At 62.9% G+C, this 18,390-nt stretch carries 20 protein-coding genes; 7 read left to right on the top strand and 13 right to left on the bottom strand.

Going from position 1 to position 18,390, the window contains the following annotated elements; all coding sequences use genetic code 11:
* Positions 1-161: 161 nt before the first annotated feature.
* The 13 genes from I2H38_RS11395 to I2H38_RS11455 all read right to left on the bottom strand — a co-directional run bounded on the left by I2H38_RS11395 (position 162) and on the right by I2H38_RS11455 (position 11,168).
* Positions 162-1,385 (bottom strand): MFS transporter, encoded by a 1,224-nt coding sequence (locus I2H38_RS11395; RefSeq protein WP_196271990.1) that lies wholly within the window; start codon positions 1,383-1,385, stop codon positions 162-164.
* Positions 1,360-2,349: a thiamine-phosphate kinase gene (gene thiL / locus I2H38_RS11400; RefSeq protein ID WP_196271991.1), complete on the bottom strand. Its 990-nt coding sequence runs from the start codon at positions 2,347-2,349 to the stop codon at positions 1,360-1,362. Before thiL ends, I2H38_RS11395 begins: the two co-directional genes overlap by 26 nt.
* An 8-nt stretch (positions 2,350-2,357) precedes the next feature.
* Positions 2,358-2,840 carry a transcription antitermination factor NusB gene (gene nusB, locus I2H38_RS11405; protein WP_196271992.1) on the bottom strand — a complete coding sequence of 161 codons (483 nt, stop codon included), beginning with the start codon at positions 2,838-2,840 and terminating at the stop codon, positions 2,358-2,360.
* A 2-nt stretch (positions 2,841-2,842) separates the two neighbouring features.
* Complete coding sequence (ribH, locus tag I2H38_RS11410) at positions 2,843-3,334, bottom strand: 6,7-dimethyl-8-ribityllumazine synthase (protein WP_196271993.1); 492 nt, start codon at positions 3,332-3,334, stop codon at positions 2,843-2,845.
* 193 nt (positions 3,335-3,527) lie between these two features.
* Positions 3,528-4,163 (bottom strand): riboflavin synthase, encoded by a 636-nt coding sequence (locus I2H38_RS11415; RefSeq protein ID WP_196271994.1) that lies wholly within the window; start codon positions 4,161-4,163, stop codon positions 3,528-3,530.
* Positions 4,163-5,302, bottom strand: coding sequence for a bifunctional diaminohydroxyphosphoribosylaminopyrimidine deaminase/5-amino-6-(5-phosphoribosylamino)uracil reductase RibD (gene ribD / locus I2H38_RS11420; RefSeq protein ID WP_267875961.1), 1,140 nt, complete (start codon positions 5,300-5,302; stop codon positions 4,163-4,165). The genes I2H38_RS11415 and ribD overlap by 1 nt, the downstream gene beginning before the upstream one ends.
* Entirely contained in the window at positions 5,302-5,808 is a 507-nt protein-coding gene (nrdR, locus tag I2H38_RS11425; RefSeq protein WP_196272226.1) for a transcriptional regulator NrdR, read from the bottom strand. The genes ribD and nrdR overlap by 1 nt, the downstream gene beginning before the upstream one ends.
* Positions 5,808-6,203: a hypothetical protein gene (locus I2H38_RS11430; RefSeq protein ID WP_196271996.1), complete on the bottom strand. Its 396-nt coding sequence runs from the start codon at positions 6,201-6,203 to the stop codon at positions 5,808-5,810. The genes nrdR and I2H38_RS11430 overlap by 1 nt, the downstream gene beginning before the upstream one ends.
* A gap of 47 nt (positions 6,204-6,250) precedes the next feature.
* On the bottom strand, positions 6,251-7,555 hold the full coding sequence (gene glyA / locus I2H38_RS11435) for a serine hydroxymethyltransferase (protein ID WP_407664065.1): 1,305 nt from the start codon (positions 7,553-7,555) through the stop codon (positions 6,251-6,253).
* A gap of 184 nt (positions 7,556-7,739) precedes the next feature.
* A complete protein-coding gene (locus I2H38_RS11440) occupies positions 7,740-7,952 on the bottom strand; it encodes an alkylphosphonate utilization protein (RefSeq protein WP_196271997.1) in 213 nt (70 codons plus the stop codon).
* A 113-nt stretch (positions 7,953-8,065) separates the two neighbouring features.
* Complete coding sequence (locus I2H38_RS11445) at positions 8,066-9,331, bottom strand: L,D-transpeptidase family protein (RefSeq protein ID WP_196271998.1); 1,266 nt, start codon at positions 9,329-9,331, stop codon at positions 8,066-8,068.
* A gap of 320 nt (positions 9,332-9,651) precedes the next feature.
* On the bottom strand, positions 9,652-10,116 hold the full coding sequence (locus I2H38_RS11450; RefSeq protein WP_196271999.1) for a DUF6163 family protein: 465 nt from the start codon (positions 10,114-10,116) through the stop codon (positions 9,652-9,654).
* Entirely contained in the window at positions 10,116-11,168 is a 1,053-nt protein-coding gene (locus I2H38_RS11455; protein WP_196272000.1) for an enoyl-CoA hydratase/isomerase family protein, read from the bottom strand. The genes I2H38_RS11450 and I2H38_RS11455 overlap by 1 nt, the downstream gene beginning before the upstream one ends.
* A 193-nt stretch (positions 11,169-11,361) precedes the next feature.
* Here I2H38_RS11455 and hemB point away from each other — a divergent pair, with 193 nt between their 5' ends.
* From hemB to I2H38_RS11490, 7 genes are all read left to right on the top strand, one after another.
* On the top strand, positions 11,362-12,399 hold the full coding sequence (gene hemB / locus I2H38_RS11460; protein WP_196272001.1) for a porphobilinogen synthase: 1,038 nt from the start codon (positions 11,362-11,364) through the stop codon (positions 12,397-12,399).
* A 19-nt stretch (positions 12,400-12,418) separates the two neighbouring features.
* On the top strand, positions 12,419-13,774 hold the full coding sequence (locus I2H38_RS11465; RefSeq protein WP_196272002.1) for a branched-chain amino acid ABC transporter permease: 1,356 nt from the start codon (positions 12,419-12,421) through the stop codon (positions 13,772-13,774).
* Between the two features lie 27 nt (positions 13,775-13,801).
* Positions 13,802-15,043: a threonine ammonia-lyase gene (locus I2H38_RS11470; protein ID WP_210324783.1), complete on the top strand. Its 1,242-nt coding sequence runs from the start codon at positions 13,802-13,804 to the stop codon at positions 15,041-15,043.
* Positions 15,044-15,054: 11 nt separating this feature from the next.
* Positions 15,055-15,540: an RDD family protein gene (locus I2H38_RS11475; protein ID WP_196272003.1), complete on the top strand. Its 486-nt coding sequence runs from the start codon at positions 15,055-15,057 to the stop codon at positions 15,538-15,540.
* Between the two features lie 106 nt (positions 15,541-15,646).
* Positions 15,647-16,393, top strand: a complete 747-nt coding sequence (locus I2H38_RS11480; protein ID WP_196272004.1) for an arginyltransferase — start codon at positions 15,647-15,649, stop codon at positions 16,391-16,393.
* A gap of 80 nt (positions 16,394-16,473) precedes the next feature.
* Positions 16,474-17,013, top strand: a complete 540-nt coding sequence (locus I2H38_RS11485) for a hypothetical protein (RefSeq protein WP_196272005.1) — start codon at positions 16,474-16,476, stop codon at positions 17,011-17,013.
* A 118-nt stretch (positions 17,014-17,131) separates the two neighbouring features.
* Positions 17,132-18,373 carry an MFS transporter gene (locus I2H38_RS11490; protein ID WP_196272006.1) on the top strand — a complete coding sequence of 414 codons (1,242 nt, stop codon included), beginning with the start codon at positions 17,132-17,134 and terminating at the stop codon, positions 18,371-18,373.
* Positions 18,374-18,390: the final 17 nt, after the last annotated feature.

Genomic DNA, 18,390 nt, shown 5'->3' on the forward strand with positions numbered 1-18,390 from the left:
GTGCCATCCTTGTTATGGGAAAGCAGAACGCCCCTCTCAAAGCCTATTTTTAGGCCTTGATGGCCCCTACCCCCAGCGAAGTCTATATTTGGTGCCAAAAAACCATGCACCCTGCAACGTGACTTCTGCCGGAGTCGGAGCAAGACTTTAGGCGGACACTTTCAGACGGACACGGCAACTTTCGCGCGGCGCTGCCAGGCCAAAAGCGCCAATGCGACCAAAATTGGTGGGAAAACAAGCCAATTGACGCTGTCCCACCCGCCTGCGTTCAACAATTTGCCTGATGAGAACGAAGCGATTGCGACCGAACCGAAGACGAGAAAATCGTTAGCCGCCTGAACTTTCGTGCGTTCTTCGGGGCGATAACAGTCCGTCACGAGGGCCGTCGCGCCGATAAAACCGAAGTTCCAGCCGATTCCTAAGAGAATCAGTGTCGTCCAGAAATGCGCGACACTCGTGCCCGAGAGCCCGATCACCGCAGATAGGCCAATCAAGCCGAGCCCGGTCGCCGTGACCGGGCCTTTGCCGAACCGTCCGATAAGACGGCCCGTGAAGAAGCTCGGGCCGAACATGGCCAGGATATGCCATTGGATGCCGAGCGCAGCGACGCCCACCGGGTGGCCGCATCCGATCATCGCCAGGGGCGCGGCCGTCATGAGGAAGCTCATGAGCCCGTAGGAGACGAGAGCCGCCACGACCGCAACGATGAAGCGGGGCTGGCTCATGATTTCGCGCAAGGGCCTGCCGCCGGATTTCGGAGCGGCGGCGCTGACGGGGACAGGCCGCAGGAAAGAGACGACCATCATGGAGAGAAGCGCAAGCGAGGCATGGCCCACGAAGGCTCCGGCGAACGGTGCCGTCACGATCATGTCCCTGGTCCAGATGACCGTTTGCGGGCCGATGACGCCCGCGATCAAGCCGCCAGTCATGACCCAGGAAATCGCCCGGGGCTTGAACGCATCGGACGCCGCATCGGTCGCGCCGAAGCGGTAGCTCTGGACGAAGGAGCCGTAGAGACCGGCAATGAGGGTTCCAAGGCAGAAGATCAGAAAATTCGCTGAAGCGATGCCGAAGGCGGCGATGCACCCGCCGAACACGCCGATCCCCGCCCCGACCATGTAGCCCGCACGCCGCCCGGCGCTGCGCATCAGCATGGCTGCCGGGATCGTGCCGAGGGCGAGGCCCAGGTTCAGAAGGCTTACGGGAAGGGTCGCGAGTTCCTTGTCGGTGGCGAGCGTTTGCCCAACCAACCCGCCAAGGGAGACAACGATCGCCGGGCTCGCGCCACCCAACGCCTGCGCGCAGGCCAGAACCAGAGCGTTGCGCTTGGCGAGAACATCGCCTGGAGCTTGGGCGGCACTAAAAGTGCGAGAATGAACCGACATCGTAGCGTCTTTCGAAATCCTTCATCCGAAAGACCGGCGTTTCATGTCCCGGAACGACATGGCCGATGACGGACAGGTTGATGCCGACGCTATCGGCCTCTTTTACGAACCTGTCGAGATTGCTTTCCGGAACGGTACAAAGAATTTCGTAGTCATCCCCACCGGTCAGCACCCGATCGATCAGGTCCGGCTGCGCCTCAACGGCCTTGCGCGCGGCGGGCGAAAGCGGAACCCGGTCGGCGGCGACGACACCCGACACACGGCTGACGCGGAGCATTTTGGCGAGATCGCCCGCGAGCCCATCGGAAACGTCCATGGCGGCGCGAGCATAGGTCCGTAGCGCCGGTGCGAGACGATGGCGCGGCTGCGGATTGAGGTAGCGGTCAGCGAGAAAGGCTCTCTCGTCCAAGGACAGGCTCTCCGCCCAGGCCGGGGACCGTCGAAGTAGAAGCCCCAATGCGCCGTCGCCGATGGTGCCCGTCACGCAGATCGCGTCCCCCACTTGCGCGGTTGAACGATGGACCATGCGCCCCGCCGGCACCTCGCCGAGAGCAGTGACGGAGAGGGTCAAGGCCCCCTTCGCCTTCACCGTATCACCGCCCAGAAGCGGACAGGAAAAATCGCGAGCGGCCCGTCCGAGACCAGCTGCGAACTCGGTCAGCCACGCCTCGGTCCAATCCGCGGGAAGCGCAAGGCTCAAAAGAAAGCCCGCCGGATCCGCGCCTTTCGCGGCAAGATCGGAGACATTCACGCCCAAGGCCTTTCGGGCGACCGCGCCCGGCGGGTCGCCGGGGAGGAAATGCACGGTCTCGACAAGCGCGTCGGTCGTTAGAACGAGATCATGACCGGGCGTCGGAGAAAGACAGGCCGCGTCGTCCTTGAGCCCCAGCCCGCCCGGCGCTGCCAGGGGCGCGAAAAACCGGGCAATCAGGCTGTCTTCGCCGGGACGCGCGTGGGAGGTCATGCCTCGCCCTACCTCTTGGTTTGAGCGGCCGCCTTTTTTTCCAGCTCGCCTACACGAACTTCGCGCGCGAGAGTATCGAGCACGGCGTTGACGAGGCCGGGTTCGTCCTCATCATAGAAGCCGTGGGTCACATCCACGTATTCGGTGATGACGACGCGGGCCGGGACATCCTTGCGGTACATCAGCTCGTAGCAGCCGGCGCGCAGGATGGCACGGAGGACGGCTTCGACGCGCGTCAGGGGCCAGCCATCGGCCAGCGCCTTGTCGATCTTGACGTCGATCTCGCGCTGGTTGCTCACCACGCCCGAGAGAATATTGCGAAAGAATGTATTGTCGGAGGGCTGGAACTCGATGCCTTCGACCTCACGGCCGATCCAGAAGGCCTCGAACTCGGCCAGCGCATCGACGACGGTCTTGCCGGACAGATCCATCTGGTAGAGGGCCTGGACGGCCGCAAGACGAGCAGCGGAGCGCTCTGCGGGCTTTGCCATGATCAGGCCTCCTCGAGATTGCGCTTGATGCGCAGCACAGCCAGGGCTGCGTCCACCGCGCCGCCGCCCTTATTCAATTCATTGACGCGGGCGCGGGTCCAAGCCTGTTCATCATTCTCGACCGTGAGAATGCCGTTGGCCAGCGGAATGCGCCGCGCCACGGACAAATCCATCAACGCCCGCGCGCTTTCACCTGCCACGATGTCGTAGTGTCCGGTCTCGCCGCGGATCACGCAACCGAGCGTGACGACGGCATCATAAGGCCTGCCCGCCTTTTCAGCGGCATCAAGTGCAATCGCGACGGTGGAGGGGATTTCGAGCGCGCCATCGACGGTCAGCACATCCGTCTTCGCCTGCGCCGCCTCGGCGACACCGCGCGCGCCGCGCAGGAGTTCATCGGCGATGTCATCATAGAAGCGGGCTTCCACGATCAGGATGCGGGCACCGGGAACAGGTGGACGGGCGGCGGCGGGCTTAGAGGAATGCGAAACCATGAGAAAACCGTTCTAGAATCCTATATCTCGGCCCCTCACCTTAAGGAGCAGCCTTCAGGCCGCGTCTCGAAGGAGGGTCCAGAGCGCGCTGGAGACGCCTCGTCCTTCTAGACGGACCGAACGGTCCTTCTCAGGATGAGGCTGTGCAAGCGCTTGAACTATGCACTCCGCACGGGGAAATTGTTGAGGGTCCCTACCCCGCCCGGCGCGGATCCGCAAGGCGTGCGGCATAGCGCGCCATCAAATCGACCTCGAGATTGAGCTTGTCGCCGAGCTGCCGCTCGCCCCACGTCGTGACGGCGAGCGTGTGGGGAATGATGAGAACGGAAAACACGTTGCCTTCGACCGAATTGACCGTGAGCGACGTGCCGTCGAGGCAGACGGAGCCCTTTTCCGCGATGAACGCAGCCAATTCCGGAGATGTCTTGATGTTGAAGCGCGCCGTCGGCCCCCAGGGATCGTCGGTTGCAGTAATCGCCTCGCGCGCGACAATGGTGGCGACACCGTCCACGTGACCCGTGACGATATGGCCGCCGAGTTCGTCGCCGATCTTGAGCGAGCGCTCCAGATTGATGCGCGTTCCCACCTTCCAGTCCGGTAGTGTGGTGCGCTCCAGCGTCTCGGCGGCGGCGTCCACGTCGAACCAGCAGCCACCTTCGCGGGGACCGACAGCCACCACCGTCAGGCACGGGCCGCCGCACGCGATGGAGGCGCCGAGCGCGATCGTCGCGGGATCGTAAGCGGCGTGAATTCGCAGGCGCTTCAAGGTGCCCTGCGCGCCCTCTTCCGACACCACCTCACCGACATCGGTGACGATCCCCGTGAACATCAAGGTTTCTCCCAGAACATGAAAAGGTCGGGACCGCTCTGGTCCTCGCCCATAAAGCTCAGCTCGTCCATTTTGTCCTGAAGGGCAAGGCCGAGAGCCGGCACGTCGCCCTCGCCTCTGGCGGATCGTCCGGTGATCAGCACGAGGTCGTCGATCAGATCGGCCTGCGCCAAGGCATCCGCCAAACCAGGGCCGCCCTCACAGAACACACGCGTCAATCCGCGCGTACCGAGCAGCCGCAGCGCCTCGGACAACGCGACGTGGCCAGCCGCGTCGGCAGAAACGCGCATAACATCCACGCCGCGTTCGACCAGAGCACGCTCTGCCTCAACGGGCGCATCCACCGTCGTGACGATCCAGGTCGGGATCTCCCGCGCGCCCGTCACGACCCGCGAGCTCAAGGGCGTGCGCAAATGGCTGTCGATGATGACGCGAACCGGCGAGCGTGCTTCGAGACCCGGCAGACGGACGGTCAGGAGCGGGTCGTCGGCCAAAATCGTGCCGATTCCGACCATGATCGCGTCCGCGTGGGCGCGCATTAGATGGACGCGAGCATTCGCGTCTTCGCCCGTGATCATGAGGCGCGCGCCCCGGCTGCTGCCTGCGAAGCCTTCGGTCGTGCGCGCCAGTTTCACGGTGATGGCGGGCCGTCCCTTCGTCACACGGGTGATATGACCACGATGGGCGCGAAGAGCATCCGGGGCGAGACATCCGACACTCACGTCGATGCCCGCTTCGCGCAGGCGGGTATGCCCCAGCCCCGCGACACGGTCGTCGGGATCTTCGAGAGCGGACACGACACGAGCGATGCCGGACGCGATCACCGCATCGATGCAGGGCGGAGATTTGCCGTGATGCGAGCAAGGCTCAAGGGACACGTAGAGCGTCGCGCCTCGCGCCCGTTCGCCTGCCGCGACCAAAGCCACTCGCTCCGCGTGAGGCCTGCCTCCAGGCTGGGTCGCCCCTTGCGCGATGATGATCGGCGTACCTCCGCTTTCATCGACAACCACGCAGCCGACAGAGGGATTGGGCCAGGTCAGGCCGAGATTCCGTTCGCCGAGGGTAACGGCAAGCCGCATGAAGCGCTCGTCTCGCCGGGCCTTTTCGGGGGACATGTCTTGTGGGCCGGAAGCACCCATCAGTCGGACTGCACGGGCTTGCGCTTGGCCTTGGAGGGAGCAGCCGACGCGGCCGCATCCTGCGCGAGTTCTCCGAGAATATCCTTGAAGTCCTTCGCCTCGCTGAAGTCCTTATAGACCGAGGCGAAGCGGACATAGGCCACGTCGTCGAGGCCCTTCAGCCCCTCCATGACGAGTTCGCCGACAGTCTCACTTGGCACTTCGGGCTCGCCCATGCTCTCCAACTGCCGCACGATGCCGTTGATCATCCGCTCGACCCGATCAGGGTCGACCGAGCGTTTGCGCAAAGCGACGGCCACCGATTGTTCGAGCTTGTCCCGGTCGAACGGTACGCGCCGGCCGGACCGCTTGAGGACGAACAATTCGCGCAACTGAACACGCTCGAAGGTCGTGAACCGGCCACCGCAATCCGGACAGACGCGGCGGCGGCGAATGGCCGACGCATCATCCGTCGGCCGCGAATCCTTCACCTGTGTATCCAGGCTCCCGCAATAGGGGCAGCGCATCAGAAATTCACCGATTTCGAGAGCTTCAGATTGTGCCAAACGGCGCATATCCAGAAACTCAGACCGCCCACAAAACCACTAGCGAAAAGGAGGCCAAGGAACCGCAGTTCCGCAGCCACAATCCCAGCCGGCATACGATCCCGTGCTTCAATGGCACGGCTCCAAAAGCCGATCGCTATCAACAAGCCGGGCACCAAAGCCAAGAGGCCGCCCGTCAGGGTAATAAAGATCGACGTTGGGCGAACATATCGGCGAAGCACCCAATAAGCTGGAGCGCCTAGAATGATGGCGCAACCAAGCGCAGTCGCGAAGGTCACAAAAAAGACCGCTCCCCACGCGCCGTAGAACGCGCTGTAAGCCATCGCCGCAGCAAGCGGTGCCATGAAGAAACCCATGGCAAGCCTACCAAGCCCTGGCTCGGGAAGCGGCCCCATCGCTGCCATCAGCCGTAGATCGGGAAGCGCTTGGTCAGCTCGTGAACGCGGGTCTTGACCGATTCCTCGACCGCCTTGTTGGCTTCCTCGCCGTGCTTGGCGAGACCATCGAGGGTCTCGACGATCAGTTCGCCGACCTTGCGGAACTCCGCGACACCAAAGCCGCGCGACGTGGCGGCCGGGGTGCCGAGACGGACGCCCGAGGTCACCATCGGCTTCTCGGGATCGAAGGGGACGCCGTTCTTGTTGCAGGTGATGTGCGCGCGGCCCAGCGCCAGCTCGGCGGCCTTGCCGGTGAGCTTCTTCGGACGGAGGTCAACCAGCATCAAGTGGTTGTCCGTGCCGCCCGCAACGATGGCGTAGCCGTTCGAGAGCATCGTGTCGGCAAGCGCCTTGGCGTTTTCGACGACCGAGCGGGCATAGACCTTGAAATCGGGACGCAGCGCCTCGCCGAAGGCGACAGCCTTCGCCGCGATGACGTGCATGAGCGGACCGCCCTGCAGACCGGGGAAGATCGCGGAATTGACCTTCTTGGCAATATCCTCGTCATTGGTGAGGATCATGCCGCCGCGCGGGCCGCGCAGGGTCTTGTGGGTCGTGGTGGTGACCACGTGGGCATGCGGGAACGGCGACGGATGCGCGCCGCCCGCGACCAGACCGGCGAAGTGGGCGATATCGACCATGAAGAACGCGCCGACCTCGTCCGCGATCTCACGGAAACGGGCGAAATCCCAGAAGCGCGAATAGGCCGAGCCGCCGGCGACGATCACCTTCGGCTTATGCTCGCGGGCAAGGCGCGCGACCTCGTCCATATCGATGATCTGGTCGCTCTCGCGGACCTTGTAGCTCACCACATTGAACCACTTGCCGGACATGTTAACCGGCGAACCATGGGTCAGGTGGCCGCCGCAGGCGAGGTCGAGGCCCATGAAGGTGTCGCCCGGCTTCATCAGCGCCATGAACACGGCCTGATTGGCCTGGCTGCCGGAATTCGGCTGAACATTGGCAAACTTGCAGTCGAACAGGCGCTTGGCGCGGTCGATGGCAAGCTCCTCCGCGATGTCGACGAACTGGCAACCGCCATAGTAGCGGCGGCCCGGATAGCCTTCCGCGTACTTGTTCGTCATGATCGAGCCCTGGGCTTCCAGGACGGCGCGGGAGACGATGTTCTCCGAAGCGATCAGCTCGATTTCGTCGCGCTGACGGCCAAGCTCAAGCTCGATGGCGCGGGCGATTTCGGGATCGCTATCGGCAAGGCTTGCCGAGAAAAAGCTATTGGAAAGTTGACCTTGCGCCGCTTTGCTCATGCTCATGTTAAACCCTTTGCCGCCTGCGCGGAGAATGGACCTTCGACTGCGTTCAGCGCTTTATCACGGCGACAACGAGCGCGCCAAGCCGCCCATTGTCGCCTGAAGCCGGCTATCCAAATCAAAATGGTCTGCAATGACTTGGATTTACAGGCCTCCCGGCTCGCCCCCCGAAGGCGAGCAAGACAAGCTAAGCCTTCTTCAGGAAGCAGGTCTTGAGAACGAGATCTTTGACCTTCTCGGCCCGGCACTCGATTTCTTCTTCATTGCCCGTAAGGCGGATGTTCTTGATGAGGGTTCCCCGCTTCAGGGTCACCGAAGAGCCCTTCACCTTCAGGTCCTTGATGAGGGTGACGGAGTCGCCGTCGCTGAGCGGCGTGCCGTTGCTGTCTCTGACGTCCATGACCGTTTCCTTAGCTATGTGACTGCGCGATGCGCCTCCTTAGCAGCCGTGCTGCCCGAAAACAAAACGGCCCGCCTTTCGGGCGGGCCGTCCTTTGGATCGATTGAGGGCGATCAATTCTGCAGGAACATTTCCTGATCCGGCTCGTTCGGGACGCGGCTCGCAACCGGGATCGCATTGCCGAGGCCATCCTTGTTGTAGATGTCGTCGCGGAACTGCACGAGGCCGTCCGGGGTCGCCCAGGCGGTAATGTAAACCCAGTAGATATTGACCGGAACGGCAAGGCGCGCGTCGGTGCGAGAACCGGCCTTGAAGGTGGCGTCGATCTGCTCGCGGCTCCAGCCGGGCGTGTCCTTCAAGAGCCACTCGATGTAGTCGCGCACATTCTGCAAGCGGATACAGCCCGAGGACACAAAGCGGAAATCGTCGCCGAAGATGCCCTTCGACGGGGTGTCATGCATGTAAACGCCATGCGGGTTCGGAATGTTGATCCGCACGAAGCCCATGGAATTGAGTTCGCCGCCCGAATCCTGACGGAAGCGGTAGCGGGTCGCTTCGTCGGAGAACCAGTTAACCTGGCTTGGGCTCAATTCCTGACCCGCGCCGTTGAAGATGCGGATCTTGTTGTCGGTCAGGTAGTTCGGCTCCTTCTGCATCTTGGGGATCAAATCCTTGCGGATGATCGAAGCCGGGACGGTCCAGAAGGGGTTGAAGTTGATCTCCACGACCTTGGAATTGAGCAGCGGCGACTGACGGTCGATCTTGCCGACGCCAGCCGCGTGGCGTGTGTGGACGACACCACCTTCGACCGTCTCGACGAGAGCGGCGGGGATGTTCGCGACCACATAGCGATTGCCGAGATTGCCGGAATAGGTCCGCAGGCGGACCACATTGATCTCAAGCTGGCGGATGCGGATCTCGACTGGCACGTTCATCGCGGCCACGGTCGCACTGGTCATCGTGCCGGTTGAGCTGAGCCCGTGGCGGGCCTGGAAGCGGCGTACGCCGGCTTCGACATATGAATCGTAAATCGGAGACTCGCCGGCCGCTGGGTCGAGATCGCCGCTGATGATCAGGCGCTGACGAAGTCCAACGACCGCGGCGCTCTTCGAGCCGACGCGCAGGCCGTCGGCGCCACGGACCGCCGGCCAGCCGCCGCGACCCGCGATATCGCGATAACGCTGGATCATCTCTTCGGTCGCGGCAAAGGCCTCATGAGAGAGCATCGGGGTCGAGGTGCGCTGCACCCGCGTGCGGGAAACCGCCTCGTAATTCTGCGACCACTCAGCCTGGCTCTGGGCAAATTGCTGGGCCAGGGCCGCAGCGGGCGTAAAAACGAGGGCGAGCGATCCTGTCAGGAGGGAACGACGAGACAACATGAGCGCAGGCTCTTCTTCAGGTTGAGTGAGGACAAACGGCAAAAGCACAGACGAATCCGTTCCGGACCCGCCTCGCTCCAGCCGAAAAATGCCGGGACACGATTAAGGAACAGTATCGAAAACCGCGAAACATCGAGGCCATTTTATGGCAAAAATGGCGCCTCGACCGCCATCGGCTTAGATAACTGCTCAGGTTTCATCTCTAGGCAGCAAGTGTTGTGCTGAGGAGACACATTTTGGTGATGTCAGGATGATTTTCCGCCGCTCGCCCTCATGTGATGGTTGCACATATTCCGATAAGCTTTTGCGAGATATTCGCTTTATTTCGCCTCTTCCTGCGCGGCCAACCATGATACGGCAAGGTAGACGGCGACGAGCGTCAGAAAGAAGACCATCGTCAGAACGCCGCTTGAAACCACGCTCGGAAAGAAGGCCGCGAGGATGAGATGGCTCATGACGGCCAGGAGCCACATGATTCCGCCCCAGGAACTCGCCATCCAAAGACCCACGGCGGCGATGAGATCGATCAGGGCAAAGTAGATGATGGTCGCCTGATAGCCGGTCGTCCGGGATTCGAAATGCCCTGCCGGCGTCCAGATACCGAGGATCACGGACCATGCGCTAAGCCCCTTCATGATCCATAGAATTGCGAGCACGCGCATGAACCAGACGAGGATGAAACTCCAGCGCATGACGCTCTGCGAGGTTGGACGTTCCTCGATTCGGTCGGAGGCGTAGTCCCGGGCGGGGTCGGCGACCTGCCTCTGGCTGGGGGTCTTGGCCATCAGGCAATCTCCAGTTCGTTCGCCCCAAGGTCGGCGAAATGATGTTCAATAGCAGCGGGAGCGACGGCCTCCAACGAGGCAGGCTGCCATCGCGGCTGGCCATCCTTGTCGATGAGGACTGCCCGCACACCTTCATAGAAGTCATGGTCCTCGACGATACGCGAGACCACGCGAAACTCTGTCCTCATCGCCTCCTCGAACTCAAGCGCACCGCCCCGGCGGACCTGTTCGAAGGCGATGTTCATGCTCGTCGGCGATTTTGTCCGCATGGTTGCGGCCGTCTTCGCCGCGAAATCCGACCCTTTCGCGGCGGCGTCATCAAGGCGCTGGAGAATGGCCAGGACGCTGCCGGCGGAAAAGCAGGAATCGATGACGCCCCTCTCCCCCTCCAAGGGGCCGGGCCCGGGATCGGCTGACACTAGCGCCAAGGCTTCCTCGACGGGCTCGCCGGCGATCAGCGCCTGGCGCAAGCCGTCGAAGCGATCGCCATCGACCGCATGGGTCGCAAGCCCGAGCATTATTGCGTCGGCCCGTTTGACCCGCTCCCCCGTGAGAGCCAGATACATGCCGGACTGTCCGGGAAGGCGCGGCAAGGCATAGGTCCCGCCGACATCGGGAAAGAAACCGATCCCGACTTCAGGCATCGCGAAAAGATAGCGCTCCCCCGCGACCCGATAGCCGCCATGGAGCGAAACCCCGACGCCCCCGCCCATGACGATGCCGTCGATGAGCGAAATGTAGGGTTTGGGATAGCGCTTGATGCGGATGTTGAGCTGATATTCCTCACGCCAGAAGGTCAGCGCCTCGTGCTTTTCGCCCGCGAGACCGAGTTCGTGGAGCCGCCTGATGTCCCCCCCGGCGCAGAAGGCTTTTTCCCCCGCTCCCTGGACGATAATCCGCGTGACGGCGGTGTCCGTGGCCCAGGCGTCGAGGGCCCGGCGCATCTCGCGCACCATGGTCAGCGTGAGGGCATTGAGGGCCCGCGGCCGGTTGAGCGTGATCAGCCCGGCCTCACCCTGGCGCTCGCAGACGATTTCGGCGTTCTCGTCCATACCCGTCTCCTCGATCCTCCAAGCGGCTTAGCCAAGCCCGACCGTCGCGGTCAATGTAACAGGCGATTGGGAGGGGTTTCACAAGACGCAAGTGTGCTCTGCGACCTCGAACCCTTTTTTAGAGCTGGTTAAATGTGCTAACCCTATCCGTATCCGCCGGTCGATCGTCGAAGCCGGCGTCGGATCAGGTCCCATGTCGAAGCTCTCCCCCTTTCCCCGCCCGGCCGTCGAGGCTGCCGCCTCTTCCTCGCTCGCGTTGTCCCACCGCCCCCGCCGCAACCGCAAGGCCGAGTGGTCGCGACGTCTCGTGCGGGAGAACGTGCTGACGGCGGATGACCTGATCTGGCCGATCTTCCTCATCGAGGGAACGAGCGGCCGCGAGGCCGTCGCCTCCATGCCGGGGGTCGAGCGTCTGACGATCAGCGAGGCGGTCAAGGCGGCCGAGCAAGCGGCGGCCTTACGCATCCCGGCCATCGCCCTGTTCCCGAACACCGATCCGTCCTTGCGCGACGAAACAGCGTCCGAGGCATTGAACGCCCGCAACCTCGTCTGCCGCGCCGTGCGCGAGATGAAACGTGCCGTGCCGGAGGTCGGGATCATCACCGACGTCGCCCTCGACCCCTATACCAGTCATGGCCATGACGGGGTGATGGAGGGAGACCGGATTCTGAACGACGAGACAGTCGCTCTCCTCACCCGGCAGGCAGTGCTGCAGGCCGAGGCTGGGGCCGACGTCATCGCCCCGTCCGACATGATGGACGGGCGCGTAGGCGCGATCCGCACTGCGCTCGACGAGGCGGGCTTCCAGGACGTGCAGATCATGGCCTATGCGGCCAAATACGCCTCCGCCTTCTACGGCCCGTTCCGCGACGCCATCGGTACGAACGCCACGCTGATCGGCGACAAGCGCACCTATCAGATGGACCCGGCCAACACGGACGAGGCCCTGCGGGAGGTCGCGCTCGATCTTGAGGAGGGCGCGGACATGATCATGGTGAAGCCGGGCCTGCCCTATCTCGATATCGTGCAGCGGGTGAAGGAGACCTTCGCCGTTCCCACCTTCGCGTATCAGGTCTCCGGCGAATACGCGATGATCCAGGCCGCCGCCGCCAATGGCTGGATCGATGGTGACAGGGCGATGTTGGAAAGCCTGCTCGCCTTCAAGCGGGCGGGCGCCGATGGCATCCTCACCTATTTCGCCCCCCGGGTCGCCGAGAAGCTGAAGGCGTAACCCCAACATTCGGGCTTTCGTGACCCGCTCCAACCTGTTCCGAGCATGGCGGTTCATCGCCATGCTTCTGGGTCTAGGCCTCCTGGCCGGTTGCGGGTTGTCCACAGATGCGCAGCAAACTCGGGTTTGTCGCTCCGCCCTGCCCGCTCTCAACCCCGGAGCGCGGATCACCGTTGAGCGCGTGCAGGAAGGCCCTGCTCCGCAGAGCCTGCACATTGCCTATGCAGCCGAATACCCGAATCGGCCGCCCCTGGACCGATTCGTCATCTGCCGGTTCGCCGCCGCAGGGCTCTCGCCCAACAAGGCCGAGCTGACTGGACTTGCGACCGAGGAAGGTCCGCTGTCGGGCGCGAGCCTCTACCTCTTGAAGCACTACTATATCGACACGCCGGAAGGGGTTGCGAACGATCCGGGTAGTCGGGCCGATGCAAGCGTCCTCGAAATCCCGGCGAGCGCCGCCTATTCCCTGCAGCAATTCCTGGTCAGCCTGCCGCGAACCGCCATCTATGCCCTTCTGGCTGTCGCCTATGCCCTTATCTTTGGACTGAGCGGACGCATCAACCTCGCCTTCGGCGAACTCGCAGCAGTCGGATCGGCGGCGACTGTCGCCGGGGCGGCAATCGTGCTGACCTCCGGCGGCACTTCTCCCACGCTCGGGCTCGCGGCGGGCCTGATGGCCGCCCTCTTCGCCGGCGCGATCCACAGCGCGGTCGGGGGGTATTTCACCATCGCCCGGATCAAGGCGGTGAGCACCCAGCCGAGTCTGATAGCAACGGTCGGCCTGTCGCTTTTCCTCATGGAATATCTGAGACTCGTCCAAAGTCCGGTCACAGTCTGGCTGCCGCCGATCTGGTCCACGCCCTGGCCGCTCGCGCGGGCGGGCGATTTTCTCGTCAGCCTGACTCCCATCACCGTGATCACGTCGGGCATCGGTCTCATCGCGGCCATCGGCCTGCTCTGGCTCATGCGGGCCACATCCTTCGGGCGGGCGTGGCGGGCCTATGCCGATGACGCCAAAGCCGCCGCGCTCTTCGGCGTCAACGGCCCTCGGCTCTTGATCAAGACCCTGGCGCTCGCAGGCGCGATGGCCGCCCTGTCGGGCATGCTGATCGTGGCGCAATATGGCGGATTGGGCTTCGCGGGCGGGTTCCAGTACGGCCTCAAGGCCCTCATCGCGGCAATCATAGGCGGAATCGGCTCAATCCCCGGCGCATTGCTCGGCGGGTTCGCGGTGGGATTGTTTGAAACAGTGTGGTCGGCGTATCTACCTATCGAAGCGCGCGACATGGCTCTCTATGCTGGGTTGATCGTTTTTCTGATCTTTCGTCCGGGCGGTCTGCTTGGGATGCGGGATCCAACACCACGGCCCGTCTAAGGGTCAGACCACCAACCGGAGGCAATCTTGGCAAATTACGCCATCACTATCGACGATATCAAACGCGCTGCGGCCATCATCCAGGGTCAGGTCCTGCGGACGCCCCTCGTCCCGGCTCCCCGGCTCTCGCAACTTACAGGCGCGACCGTCTATGTGAAGCATGAAAACATGCAGCCTACCGGGTCCTTCAAGGAGCGCGGGGCTGTCACGAAACTCGAGAGCCTGACCCCGGAGGAGCGCAAGCGCGGGGTCATCGCCATGTCGGCGGGCAATCACGCTCAGGCGGTGGCCTATCACGCGACACGGCTTGGCATTCCCTCGACCATCGTGATGCCGGAAACCGCCCCCCTGGTGAAGGCAGAGAACACCCGCGCCTATGGCGCTCGCGTCATTCTGTACGGAGAGACGCTTTACGAATCCGGTGACCGGGCGCGGCAGATCGCGGCCGAAGAGGGTCTCGTCTTCGTCCACCCCTACGACGACCCCAAGATCATGGCCGGTCAGGGAACCATCGGCCTCGAAATCCTGGCCGATGCGCCCGATCTCGATCAGATCATCGTCCCCATCGGCGGCGGCGGGTTGATTTCGGGTATCACGATTGCGGCCAAGGCGATCAAGCCCTCAATCGAGATCGTGGGTGTGGAAGCCGCGCTCTACCCGTCCTTCCAGAACGCCATTCGCCACGAGGATCGCCCCATCGGCGGCGCGACCCTGGCCGAGGGCATCGCGGTCAAGGCCGTGGGCCAGTTGCCCCTGCCTGTCGTGACCGACCTCGTCTCCGAGATCATCCTCGTCGAGGAACCGTTGATCGAGCGGGCCGTGAATGCATTCGCCACCCTGCAACGGACCATGGCCGAGGGCGCGGGCGCGGCGGGTCTCGCCGCCATGCTCGCCAAGCCTGAGCGCTTCGCGGGCAAGCGCGTCGGCGTGGTGCTTTGCGGCGGCAATATCGACGCACGGATCCTCGCCTCGGTGATGGTGCGTGAGCTGGAGCGGGATGACCGCATCACCTCCTTCCGCATCACCTCTCACGACCGCCCTGGCCTCCTCGGCCGCGTCGCGAGCCGTCTGGGCGAGCTTGGCGCGAATATTCTGGAAGTATCGCACGGGCGTCTTTTCCTGGACGTTCCGGCCAAGGGTGTTTCCATCGACATCACCATCGAAACTCGCGACAGAAAGCATACATTGGAGGTGTTCGAAGCCCTGGCGGCTGACGGACTGGCCCCGCAGCGCATCGACCAGCGGTGCCTGTCGGAAAGCGCCTATTGATGGAGAGGAAAATGGCCAACGGGCCAATCGTGCCGAGCATGAATTACCGGCCTGAGACCATAGATTGGCGTCTGACACGCGGCGTCATCAGCCGGCGCTTCTGGGCTTACATGATCGATCTCGTGGTCGTCGCCCTGTGGGTGTTCTTCGTATTCTTCGCACTTGCGGTGCTCGGGCCGTTCACGCTTGGGCTCACGTGGCTGCTGATGCTTATCGGCCTTCCGGTCGCCGCCTTTACTTTCGTGATCTACAACGCGGTAACGATTGGCGGGCGGTCGCAGGCGACCGTCGGTATGCGGATGACTGGTTTGCGGGTGGTCGATTCCGTCACCAGAGGCCGCCCCTCAGTCCTGGCGGCGGCGGTTCACGCGCTCCTCTTCTACGTGGCTGCGCCGACCTTTGTTCTTTGGGCCGGCGACATTCTCGTTGGCCTCGTTCGCGATGACCGGCGCTTTGCCCGCGACCTCTTGACCGGCCTCACGTTCATTCGCGCATGAGGCGGCCCTGCGGCATCCGGAGACCTTTCTTCCGGATGCATCCGGCACCAATGTTATCGTTGAGCGTTGAATTGACGCTCAAGGTTCCACCACAAGGCGATCCAGCGTGACGAGCCAGCCGCGTGATGCACCGCAGTTTTATCTGACGTCTCCTTCCACCTGCCCCTACCTGCCCGACCGGGAGGAGCGGAAGGTCTTCACGCATATCGTGGGCCGCCGCAGCCGGGAGCTGAACGAGATCCTGACCCAGGGCGGCTTCCGGCGTTCGCAAACCATCGCCTATCGTCCGGCCTGCGACGCCTGCCGCGCCTGCGTGTCCGTTCGCGTCCTCACCGACGAGTTTGAGCCCTCGGGCAACCTCAAGCGCGTTCTGAAGGCGAACAACGACTTGATCGGCGTGGCTATTTCGAACCGCCCGTCCTCCGAACAATACTCGCTCTTCCGCCGCTACCTCGACGCCCGTCACACCGATGGTGGCATGGCCGACATGACCGTGCTCGATTATTCGATGATGATCGAGGACAGCCACGTCGACACACAGGTCATCGAGTACCGCCGCCGCGGAATCGACAGCGGCATCACCGGAAAGGGCGCGGGCGATCTGATCGCCATGTGTCTCACCGATGTGATGAGCGACGGCCTGTCGATGGTCTATTCTTTTTACGAGCCGGACATGCACGACCGCAGCCTCGGCACCTTCATGATCCTCGATCACATCCGCCGCGCGCGGACGATGGGCTTGCCGTATCTCTATCTCGGCTACTGGGTCGAAGGCTCCAAGAAGATGGCCTACAAGGCCCGCTTCAAACCGCAGGAACGGCTTCTGGCGCAAGGCTGGGTTCGGACCGATTGATCGACCGAATCATATCGTTGTTTCGTTGCATTCACGGCGTTTCAAGCTAGAGTGGCCTAATCAAGCAAGGCCATTTTCCCATGAAAACGCATTACCTTCTCCTGTCCCTTTCGCTCGCATCTTTGGCAGGCTGCGCCACAGAATCGGCAACCGGAAATTTCACGGCCGGTCAGGAAGTCAGAGGCGAGGTGCTCGCACACTGGACCCAAGCCGCGTTCGAGAAAGAACTGGAACAGCGCGGCGCGTCTGAGCAGGCCCTGATGGCTCGGGTCATGGGGCCGGCCATCAGGGCCGGCAGGGTGGTTCAATATCGATGCGCCCAAGGCAAGGACGATGCTGTGATCGCCAATGCGATCCTTCCCACGGGGCTTCAAGTTCGACGCGGCGAGGTTGTTCGGATCCGGGTCGGAGACGCATCCAGTGCCATCGCCAACCAGGTTACAGGCAAGGAGACCTCACCGCGTCTTCAGCGCGGGTCCTTTGGGCGCCCCGGAAGCGCCGTTGAGCTCACTCCATGGGCCGGCTACATGAAGGAAGGGCCGATCGAGCCTTGGATCGAGCAGGAGTATTTCCGTGCCCCTCATTTCAGGTTCCTGATCAAGTGCACCGCCCCCGCCTGACAGCGGGACAATTGATCGCGTGACCTCACATCGGCGTGTTGGAACTGGTTTTCTTTCCCAAGGTTAAACCTGCATATTCGGTTGCCCGAATGCGTGATGCCTGCCGAAGGAGGCAGCCATGTCGATGCGGTCGGACTTGCGTGAACTGACGCCCCAGCAACGGAAAGTCATTGTCGCCAGCTTCCTTGGATGGACCCTCGACGCCTTCGATTTCTTCCTGCTCGTCTTTGTTTTGAAAGACATCGCACAGGAATTCTCGACCACGATCGAGAGCGTGACCATCGCCATTCTGCTGACCCTGGCCATGCGCCCGATCGGTGCGCTGCTGTTCGGGCTTGCAGCCGACCGCTGGGGACGACGGCCGACCCTGATGGCGAATATCCTGCTTTATTCAGGCGTCGAATTTGCCTCGGGTCTCGCGCCGAGCCTCATGGTTCTCATCATCCTGCGCGCCATCTACGGCATCGCCATGGGCGGTGAATGGGGGGTCGGCGCTTCGCTTGCGATGGAGTCGATTCCGCCGAAGATCCGGGGCCTGATCTCAGGCGTTCTTCAGGCCGGATACCCGACAGGCTACCTCATCGCCTCGCTCGTCTTCTTCCTGCTCTATTCCACCATCGGCTGGCGCGGCATGTTTTTCGTCGGCGCAGCCCCTGCTCTCCTCGTTCTCTACATCCGCAGCCATGTGGAGGAGTCGCCGGTCTTCCTCGCGCGGCAGTTGGAAGAAGCGCGACCGACCCTTTGGCAGGTAATGCGCGGCAACCTGCGCCTCGCAATCTGGGCGATCCTGCTGATGACCGCGTTCAACTTCTTCAGCCACGGCACACAGGACATCTATCCGACGTTCCTGCAAGTACAGCGCGGCTTCGACACGCACACTGTCGGCCTCATCGCGATCGTGTTCAACATCGGCGCGATCCTCGGAGGCCTCACCTTCGGACATTTGTCCGACAAGATCGGCCGTCGCATGGCAATCGTGATCGCGGCGCTTTGCGCCATCCCGATGATCTGGCCATGGGCCTATGGCTCCACCGCAGTCACCCTCGCCATCGGCGCGTTCCTGATCCAGTTCTTCGTGCAGGGAGCTTGGGGCGTCGTGCCGGTTCATCTCAACGAACTTTCGCCCGACGCGATCCGCGGCACGTTCCCCGGCGTGGTTTATCAGCTCGGGAACCTTCTCGCGTCGGCAAACGCGACCATGCAGGCCAGCATCGCCGTGCACAACAACGGCGACTACGCCTATGCGCTGGCGCTTGTCGCGGGAATCGTCGCCGTTGTCGTGGCCGTCTTTGCCGGGTTCGGCTTCGAGGCGAAGGGTGTCCATTTCGGACCGGCAAGCACGCGGGAAGCTGTGGCTTAGTTCATCAGGCGGGAGGC

Origin of the sequence: Microvirga alba (assembly GCF_015694465.1) — a bacterium.
Classification (GTDB): Bacteria; Pseudomonadota; Alphaproteobacteria; order Rhizobiales; family Beijerinckiaceae; genus Microvirga; species Microvirga alba.

What these genes read in the sequence shown, in the direction of transcription:
- I2H38_RS11395 (WP_196271990.1), bottom strand. Translation starts at nt 1,385, where the DNA reads ATGTCGGTTCATTCTCGCACTTTTAGTGCCGCCCAAGCTCCAGGCGAT.
- thiL (WP_196271991.1), bottom strand. Translation starts at nt 2,349, where the DNA reads ATGACCTCCCACGCGCGTCCCGGCGAAGACAGCCTGATTGCCCGGTTT.
- nusB (WP_196271992.1), bottom strand. Translation starts at nt 2,840, where the DNA reads ATGGCAAAGCCCGCAGAGCGCTCCGCTGCTCGTCTTGCGGCCGTCCAG.
- ribH (WP_196271993.1), bottom strand. Translation starts at nt 3,334, where the DNA reads ATGGTTTCGCATTCCTCTAAGCCCGCCGCCGCCCGTCCACCTGTTCCC.
- I2H38_RS11415 (WP_196271994.1), bottom strand. Translation starts at nt 4,163, where the DNA reads ATGTTCACGGGGATCGTCACCGATGTCGGTGAGGTGGTGTCGGAAGAG.
- ribD (WP_267875961.1), bottom strand. Translation starts at nt 5,302, where the DNA reads ATGGGTGCTTCCGGCCCACAAGACATGTCCCCCGAAAAGGCCCGGCGA.
- nrdR (WP_196272226.1), bottom strand. Translation starts at nt 5,808, where the DNA reads ATGCGCTGCCCCTATTGCGGGAGCCTGGATACACAGGTGAAGGATTCG.
- I2H38_RS11430 (WP_196271996.1), bottom strand. Translation starts at nt 6,203, where the DNA reads ATGGGTTTCTTCATGGCACCGCTTGCTGCGGCGATGGCTTACAGCGCG.
- glyA (WP_407664065.1), bottom strand. Translation starts at nt 7,555, where the DNA reads ATGAGCATGAGCAAAGCGGCGCAAGGTCAACTTTCCAATAGCTTTTTC.
- I2H38_RS11440 (WP_196271997.1), bottom strand. Translation starts at nt 7,952, where the DNA reads ATGGACGTCAGAGACAGCAACGGCACGCCGCTCAGCGACGGCGACTCC.
- I2H38_RS11445 (WP_196271998.1), bottom strand. Translation starts at nt 9,331, where the DNA reads ATGTTGTCTCGTCGTTCCCTCCTGACAGGATCGCTCGCCCTCGTTTTT.
- I2H38_RS11450 (WP_196271999.1), bottom strand. Translation starts at nt 10,116, where the DNA reads ATGGCCAAGACCCCCAGCCAGAGGCAGGTCGCCGACCCCGCCCGGGAC.
- I2H38_RS11455 (WP_196272000.1), bottom strand. Translation starts at nt 11,168, where the DNA reads ATGGACGAGAACGCCGAAATCGTCTGCGAGCGCCAGGGTGAGGCCGGG.
- hemB (WP_196272001.1), top strand. Translation starts at nt 11,362, where the DNA reads ATGTCGAAGCTCTCCCCCTTTCCCCGCCCGGCCGTCGAGGCTGCCGCC.
- I2H38_RS11475 (WP_196272003.1), top strand. Translation starts at nt 15,055, where the DNA reads ATGGCCAACGGGCCAATCGTGCCGAGCATGAATTACCGGCCTGAGACC.
- I2H38_RS11485 (WP_196272005.1), top strand. Translation starts at nt 16,474, where the DNA reads ATGAAAACGCATTACCTTCTCCTGTCCCTTTCGCTCGCATCTTTGGCA.
- I2H38_RS11490 (WP_196272006.1), top strand. Translation starts at nt 17,132, where the DNA reads ATGTCGATGCGGTCGGACTTGCGTGAACTGACGCCCCAGCAACGGAAA.